Below are 7262 nucleotides of genomic sequence, written 5' to 3' on the forward strand. Positions count from 1 at the left end.
ACGTCGTGGTTTTTGACGATCTCGGTGGATACCTTGTGCAGGAAGTCGGTGCGCTTGTTGGCGATCTTTTCATGGATGCGGGCGACCTTTCGTTTCTGCTTCTGGTAGTTCCTTGCCTCGGACAGCTTAACTTTCTTAGCCAAGGCGATGCGCTGACGTCGAGAGAGCTTGCATTGCTCGCGTGCCAGCTTTTTCTCCAGCGTTCGGAAGTAACGGGCGTTTTGGTAGATCATGCCGTCCGACAGGATGGCAAAGTTCTTCAACCCGACATCGACGCCGATGGATGAACCCGTCTTCGGCAGTTCATGGATGTCCTGTTCAACGAGCAGGGAGACGAAGTATTTTCCTGAAGCGTTACGTCGGATTGTGGCGTTCAAGATTCGTCCTTCTACCTGCTTCGAGTTTGCGAAACGGACCCACTTCAGCTTTGGGAGTTTAAGCATGTTGCCTACAATCGAGACTTCCGGAAGTTGAGACTTACCTTGGATGTTCGTCTTATAGGATTGGACAGGGTTGCGCTTCGACTTGAAGCGTGGGCGTTCGTTCTGCTTCTTGAAGAAACGGTCATATGCATCTGCCAGATGTTTGATGCTCGTTTGTACGGACGTACTATCAATTTCTTTCAACCAGTCAAACTCTTGTTTTAACAACGGAAGTTCTTTCGAACAAGAGCCGTAAGAAAGCCCTTTTCCGGTCTCTTTGTAAGTCTCTTCCCACTTCGATAAGAAATAGTTGAAGACGAAGCGCGAACAGCCGATCGTCTTAGAAATCATGATTTTCTGCTCTTTCGTCGGGTATAGTCTGAACTTGTACGCACGATGCTTCAACATGATGTGTACCTCCTTTCCAGATGATATACCCGAAAGGGAGGTTGGAGATTCATCTCGCACTTTTACTGAGGCTTCATCCTCATCGTTTAGAAGTGGGAGTATTCTCGCCTAGTTTAGATAAAAGTGCCACCGCCAAATCGTCCGATACACTTTGTTAGATGACGTCGTGACTTGTTTCTCTTCCGTCATCGTTTGCGGTTGATTCATGACATTACCTCGGTTCTCTAAAATATTCATATGACATCATGAAAGTGAGATCGCTCATCGCTCGCTCACCTTTACATGATTAATGATGATGTCCGTGTCCACCACTTGTCGACACGTTCGACTGAAAACTTGCTTGTGCGTCTTTGAAATCCGCGTCAGATACCTTGCCGACGCGAACGAGCGTTTTTGGCGTATAAACGGCTTGACCTGAGTGCACCATGCCGTTGACGACATAGATCCCCGCCTGCTTGAACGGGATACTACTGACATAGTGCCCTTTCCGATGTGTCGTCTCGAATGTTTCCGTTTCCTCACTGCCGTATGGTGTCACCTGAACATGAACTTCATCGACATTATCAGGATGTTCGATCTCGACAGACACCGTCGTATTAGCAGGTTCCTCCATTTTTTCCGGCGCATACAATCCGACTTTCATCGCGACCGGAGCCGCTTTCGTCTCGAACTGACAGCCCGCTAATAACACGGCACTCCCGATTATGACCGTCGTAACGATTCGTCTCATGCCGCCACCTCCTCTTCCCCTGTCCGGCGACGGAACAGAATGAAATCAAGAATCAAGATCGCAAAGACGGAAAGCGCTGCGAGTGGCATCGTCAGACTGATCAGGACGATAAGCAGTGCGACGATTCGTTTGACACGCTGGTCGACGGCACGTTTTGGTGCCGATAATTGACCCGCACCATTCCGGCGTTTCCACCATAAAACGAACGAACTAACAACGATGAAGATCAAACCGAGACATAGTGCGAGTCCAACGAGTTGATTCAATAGACCGAAAAGACGTCCTTCGTGGAACCCGATTCCCATCGAGATGGCTTTTGCCATGAAGCCATAATCGGCAAACGTGACGTTCGACAAGACATTGCCTGAGTACTGATCGACGTTCATCGTTTTTTCCTTCAGCGGCTCACTATGTAAGGAAGAGAGTGTGTAAACCCCTTGTTCTCCTTGTGGCAAGCTGATTTGGTAAGGACGCTCCATACCAAGTTGTTTTGCTTGTGTTGCGATGTCCGTCACTGACAACGAGATCGGTTTTGCCGGTCCAGAAGTCGGGACGACATCGTTTTGTGTTGCCCATGGAATATCTTGTGCGATATCCTTCGTGACGATTTGCGATTGCATCGTCTCATCTGGACCAAATGCATACTGCGGGAAGTTCGAGTTCGTTTTCGTCGCAGCCGTGTTGATCCATTCACCTGCTACACCAGACCAAGCTAGTCCAGAACCGATGATGATCAGAAGACCAATCGTTGACCAGACAGCAACTGATCCATGCAGTCCCTTCCAGAAGTTACGTGATCCTTTCGACTTCTTGAATGAAGGGAGAAACACGCGTTTAAAGCTCCCTTGTTCCCCACGCGGCCAAAATAGATATGTACCTGTGATCAATAAGATAATCGCCCAGCTAGCTGCCAGTTCAACAAGCAGGTTCCCGACTTTCCCCGCGAACAGTTCTCCGTGAATCGTCTTGATGAAGCCAAGAGGTCCATCTCCCATCCGTTGTCCCGTCACTTCTGCTGTGTACGGATCAACATAGGCGTATCCAGCTTTTTCCCCAACTTGAATTCCCATCCGTGTCGTCCGGTCCGCGTCTTCGAATTGACCGATCGACGTGATCGTCGCTTTCGGATACGCATCCTTGACCGCATCCATCTGTTTCTCAAGCGTGACGGGTTTACCTGTTTCTTGTGTGAAAATCATATCACCATATAAGGCATCTTCAATTTGCGGTTTAAAGAGATAAATCGATCCTGTGACAGCTAAAATAATAAAGATGGGTGCAAAAATAATTCCTGCATAAAAATGCCACCGCCACATCGATTGATACCAGCTCTGCCGCTTTCTTTTGGCTTGTTGTTCTTCTTTCATCGTGATCCCCCTTGACCCCAGTTAAATATGTCCACTCTGTGAACACCTCTTAGTATAAGAGTTTACAATCCAGTTTCAGATAACTACCTGTGACGATAAATTGCCAATCCAGTGTGTAAATCAGGTAGCTTTTAAGAAGTGATGTGCGTCATTTTTTGACAATGATTTCACTTTTTTTGCAGGTTACTTCTTATTTCAAAAAACTATCTATATTCATAAAATCAAACTTCATCAAAAAAGCGAATCCAGCAATGGATTCGCTCACGTAGTACCTATCGTTTAAATCGAAGAACTCTCTTCTACCGCATCCTTTTGACGGCGATGATGCACGATACCGATGACGGCAATACCGATCACAATGATCACGACAGAGCCGACGATCCCTGGATTCACCTGGAGCCAGTTCCATAGCTCCGACCACGTCACGGCTTCTCCGATCCGGACGATCAAAAAAGTCCAGAGTCCTGTATACACGCCTGCTGCTAAGAATGTCATTACTAAATAGCGCGGTAACGGATAACCGAGGAGTCCGGCGACATAATGAATCGGGTGTCTGACGCCGGGTAAGAAGAACGATAGTCCGATTGCCCATAATCCCCGTCGTTCAATGATCGTTTCTGCTCGTTCTAAGAAACGTGATTTCATCCAGCGTTTGACGAGCGGAATCTCACGGAAGAACCGAGCAAGTAGATAAAACCACGTAAAGGCGATGAAGGAGATCGGCCAAGCGGTCAGCCAGATGACGACCGGGTACATCCCCTCTCGTAATCGAAGTGCTGCAAAACTCATCATCAAGACATCGTCCGACAATGGGGTGAACATGATTCCGCCAGCCAGGCGGACGAGTGCCATGATATCCATCACGTATCCCTACTTTCTATTTCTCTCTATTTTCAGTATCCCCGATTTTTCTGAAGTTGAGCCCTATCCATTTCTTAAGTTCTTCTTTAGCTGTACTTTTTTGAGCAAAATAAATCGTCATCAATTTCGGAAAGCCTGTTACGTCATATGAATGGATTCAGCCCCTTTTCATAAAAAATCCTTTTCCCACATCGAGAAAAAAGGGTTTCCTCCATCCATTCGAGAAGGGGTGTAGCGTACATCTGAACGCTCATCTGATAGGAGGAATTTCCATGCTACATCGCCGGAAGACCTATACGATTCGTCCCGAACGCCTAGAAGAATTCACTGAGTTTTTCCATACCTATTTGTACCCGCTTCAAGTCAGTCATGGTGCCCGTCTTGTTGGGCGCTGGGTGACGGAGGCAGAAGATGAAGTCATCGCTATCTGGGAATACCGCGACCGTGAACATTACGAACAAGTCGATCGTGATGTCCGCAACAGTGCCTTACGTCGCGAAGCGATGAAGAAGCGCGCGCGCCTCGGCAAAAACCTCTATATCAAATCCTATGAAGATTTCATGACGTCGACTGGTACGTATGCTCCCCCTCGCGCGATCGTCAGCGTGACCGCGTACATCACGAACGATGCCGATGAAGTCTTGCTCGTCCGCAACCTCCACCGGGGTGATACGTATGAGATGCCGGGTGGACAAGTCGAAAATCACGAGTCGATTCTTGACGCGATCAAACGGGAAGTCAAAGAAGAGACCGGTGTCGATGTCACGATTGACGGGATTACCGGTATCTATCAAAATGTCTCAAGTCATGTCCTTTGTGTCTGCTTCCGCGGAAAAGCGGTTGGCGGTGAACTTGCGACACAAGAAGGTGAAACGACGGATGTCGGCTTCTTCCCGCTGACACGTGACTCGCTGAGTGAATACATCAAACGGGAGCATTTCCAGTTACGGACGCTTGACGCGATGGATCCGCACTACTTCCCGCATGCCTTATATAAAGTCAGACCGTATGAGTTGATCAGCCGGTATGACGGCAATGCAACATCATCTTCACGATAAAACAAAAAATCCCCTTGCAGATTTTTCGCCGCAAGGGGATTTTTTCGGTTACGTTGTCAATCGAGCAGTGATTCCGGCATCATCGGTAACATAGACAGCATCTGCTTGATCTGTAACGGTATAAGCAGAAGACTTTAATGTCTCGATGGCTGCTTGAAGCGTCGCTTGATCCGGATAACGCAGCGTCCAGTAGACAAGTCCGACCGCATCTTCCGGATTCGTCGGTGCGTTGACTCCCGACCAGACGTTCAGACCGATATGATGATGGTAGCCGCCGGCAGCGACGAACAACGCACGCATCCGCGAAGCGTCAGCCGCAACCTCAAAGCCGAGCGTGTCGACATAAAAGGCCCGCGCCGCTTCGAGTGTCTTGACGTGGAAATGGACATGTCCCATGACCGTATCTCTTGGCATGCCGTACCAGTCTTCTTCTCCCGCTTCGACGAGCATGCTTTGCCAATCGACGGGATCCGTCGTCATCTTGACGTCTCCGTTTGCTTCGTACGTCCAGGTCTCACGTGGACGATCGGCATAAATTTCGATCCCGTTCCCGTCTGGATCCGACAGATAAAACGCTTCACTGACGAGATGGTCACCTTGACCAATCTCGATTCCTTGTTCGATCAAATTCCGGATAACGAAGCCGAGTTCTTTTCGGTTCGGTAGCAAAATCGCAAAATGGTATAACCCGGCGACCGAGTTCGGTGGGAAACGGCGGGCATTCGGGTGGACTTCAAGTTCAACGAGTGGTGTATCTTGTGCACCAAGCACCGTCAACTGATCGGTTTGCGTCAGCACGCGTAATCCGAGTGACGTTGTATAAAATGAAATCGAACGATCGAGGTCCGTGATTCGCAAGCGAACGGGACCGAGTGTGATTTGTGGATGAATCGACATGGTGTTTCCTCCTTCAATGAAATAGCTCGTACCCCTATTATTACGCGGAAGCGATCGAAGCGGAAGTAGGCACGAATAAGTGGTATAGTATCCTAAACGATACCATGAAGGAGGAAGACTGATGGAAGAGACACCAAGCTGTCGGGTCGAAACAGCGCTCGAAATCTTGACCGGAAAATGGAAGCCGTCGATTTTACTCGTCTTAATCACACACGGAACGCTTCGCTTCAGTGAATTGAAACGACAATTGCCGAACATTACGCAAAAGATGCTGACGGCTCAACTGCGTGAACTCGAACTGAACGATATCGTCCATCGCGAGATTTATCAAGAAGTCCCACCCCGCGTCGAATACTCACTGACGGATTATGGTCGGACACTCATTCCAGTTCTTGACGCCATCAATGCATGGGGGGAACAACATGTCCTTCATCTTGAACAGAAAGAAAAACTCGCTTCCGCTTCTCAATGAGAAATCCATTTCGATGCGATTTCTTATTTTTCATGGAAAAACCTGTCTATTATCACGTATACTGACGTAATAGACTTCTGTTTTTCGGAAAGGAATGAGTCCTCATGCATCAACTTCATGCGATCGAGCAACTCGTTGCTCGACTCAAACAAGATCCTGCAGTCGAAGCCATCTTCTTGAAAGGATCCTTCGGGCGGGGAGAAGAAGATGTTCATTCAGACATCGATCTGTACTGTCTCGTCTCAGAAGAACGTCAAACAAAATTCTTATCGCGTCGTTTGTCCCACCTTTCTGCCTATCGTTCAATCATCTGGAAAGATGAGATTGATATCATCGCCCCACAAATGATCGTCGTCTATGATGATCTGCTACATATTGATTTGTTTACGGTGACGCTCGATTCGCTGAATCATAAGGATCAATTGCGTGTCTTGTATGATCCACAAGAACAGTTGACGGACTTTACCGATACATGTGACTTAACGCTTTCTGCTCAAGAAGCGACCGATGAAGCAATCGATGCTGTCTGGTTCTTGTTCCAATATAAAAAAGCAGCAGCACGGGGAAATGACTTATGGGCAGTCGAGATGCTCCGTAGCGCCTTGATCAAGTTCGCAAAAGTATTACTCCATCATCATGTTCCTGAACGAGCGCAACTCGGATTAAAGACGATTCCGACGACATTGCCAGACCATCCACGCTTTGCGCTTGAAGCAATCTATGACGTTTTGACACCCGCAACGCACGCTGAAGCGGCTCAACGTTATCTAGCGTGTCTAGAGACTGAACGGAACGCACTCGACCAGACGCTTGCCGCTCATCCGGAGACGCTTGCTTTACTCGATCGATTAACGCCTGAACTCTCGATCCAACAATCAGGACGGTAACAAGAAGGGGCTGACTCAAAAATCAGTTTCCACAAAGATAAGGGTGGCAGAATGATGATCTGCCACCCTTATCTCGTAACAAAAAGAATGACGCGTTTCACGCCACTCCTACAGGAAAAGCGCATTTATGCGCTGTGAGAGACAAACAAGACCCGCTTTC

At 48.2% G+C, this 7262-nt stretch carries 8 protein-coding genes; 3 read left to right on the forward strand and 5 right to left on the reverse strand.

The features are described from left to right. The 4 genes from B4F99_RS09280 to B4F99_RS09295 form a co-directional block, all read right to left on the reverse strand. Nucleotides 1-830, reverse strand: an 830-nt coding sequence (locus B4F99_RS09280) for an RNA-guided endonuclease TnpB family protein (protein WP_290757211.1), incomplete at its 3' end; no start/stop codon positions are given. A 286-nt stretch (nucleotides 831-1116) separates the two neighbouring features. Beyond that, nucleotides 1117-1560, reverse strand: a complete 444-nt coding sequence (locus B4F99_RS09285) for a hypothetical protein (protein WP_290757213.1) — start codon at nucleotides 1558-1560, stop codon at nucleotides 1117-1119. Then, nucleotides 1557-2927, reverse strand: coding sequence for a PepSY-associated TM helix domain-containing protein (locus B4F99_RS09290; protein ID WP_290757216.1), 1371 nt, complete (start codon nucleotides 2925-2927; stop codon nucleotides 1557-1559). Before B4F99_RS09290 ends, B4F99_RS09285 begins: the two co-directional genes overlap by 4 nt. Nucleotides 2928-3206: 279 nt before the next feature. Further along, complete coding sequence (locus B4F99_RS09295; RefSeq protein WP_290757219.1) at nucleotides 3207-3788, reverse strand: DedA family protein; 582 nt, start codon at nucleotides 3786-3788, stop codon at nucleotides 3207-3209. A 272-nt stretch (nucleotides 3789-4060) separates the two neighbouring features. On the opposite strand from B4F99_RS09295, the gene B4F99_RS09300 reads away from it, so the two are divergent. After that, a complete protein-coding gene (locus B4F99_RS09300; protein WP_290757222.1) occupies nucleotides 4061-4846 on the forward strand; it encodes an NUDIX domain-containing protein in 786 nt (261 codons plus the stop codon). A 48-nt stretch (nucleotides 4847-4894) separates the two neighbouring features. On the opposite strand, the gene B4F99_RS09305 is transcribed toward B4F99_RS09300, so the two are convergent. Then, nucleotides 4895-5743: a VOC family protein gene (locus B4F99_RS09305; protein ID WP_290757225.1), complete on the reverse strand. Its 849-nt coding sequence runs from the start codon at nucleotides 5741-5743 to the stop codon at nucleotides 4895-4897. Nucleotides 5744-5864: 121 nt separating this feature from the next. Here B4F99_RS09305 and B4F99_RS09310 point away from each other — a divergent pair, with 121 nt between their 5' ends. Both B4F99_RS09310 and B4F99_RS09315 read left to right on the forward strand, forming a co-directional pair. Beyond that, nucleotides 5865-6215 (forward strand): winged helix-turn-helix transcriptional regulator, encoded by a 351-nt coding sequence (locus tag B4F99_RS09310; protein ID WP_058265500.1) that lies wholly within the window; start codon nucleotides 5865-5867, stop codon nucleotides 6213-6215. Between the two features lie 104 nt (nucleotides 6216-6319). Beyond that, nucleotides 6320-7102: a nucleotidyltransferase domain-containing protein gene (locus B4F99_RS09315; protein WP_214856184.1), complete on the forward strand. Its 783-nt coding sequence runs from the start codon at nucleotides 6320-6322 to the stop codon at nucleotides 7100-7102. The last annotated feature ends 160 nt before the right edge of the window (nucleotides 7103-7262 follow it).

This window comes from Exiguobacterium sp. UBA3491 (assembly GCF_002377745.1).
Classification (GTDB): domain Bacteria; phylum Bacillota; class Bacilli; order Exiguobacteriales; family Exiguobacteriaceae; genus Exiguobacterium_A.

Coding starts and splice junctions, on each gene's coding strand:
- B4F99_RS09315 (WP_214856184.1), top strand. CDS start 6,320: ATGCATCAACTTCATGCGATCGAGCAACTCGTTGCTCGACTCAAACAA.
- B4F99_RS09295 (WP_290757219.1), bottom strand. CDS start 3,788: ATGGATATCATGGCACTCGTCCGCCTGGCTGGCGGAATCATGTTCACC.
- B4F99_RS09310 (WP_058265500.1), top strand. CDS start 5,865: ATGGAAGAGACACCAAGCTGTCGGGTCGAAACAGCGCTCGAAATCTTG.
- B4F99_RS09305 (WP_290757225.1), bottom strand. CDS start 5,743: ATGTCGATTCATCCACAAATCACACTCGGTCCCGTTCGCTTGCGAATC.
- B4F99_RS09285 (WP_290757213.1), bottom strand. CDS start 1,560: ATGAGACGAATCGTTACGACGGTCATAATCGGGAGTGCCGTGTTATTA.
- B4F99_RS09290 (WP_290757216.1), bottom strand. CDS start 2,927: ATGAAAGAAGAACAACAAGCCAAAAGAAAGCGGCAGAGCTGGTATCAA.
- B4F99_RS09300 (WP_290757222.1), top strand. CDS start 4,061: ATGCTACATCGCCGGAAGACCTATACGATTCGTCCCGAACGCCTAGAA.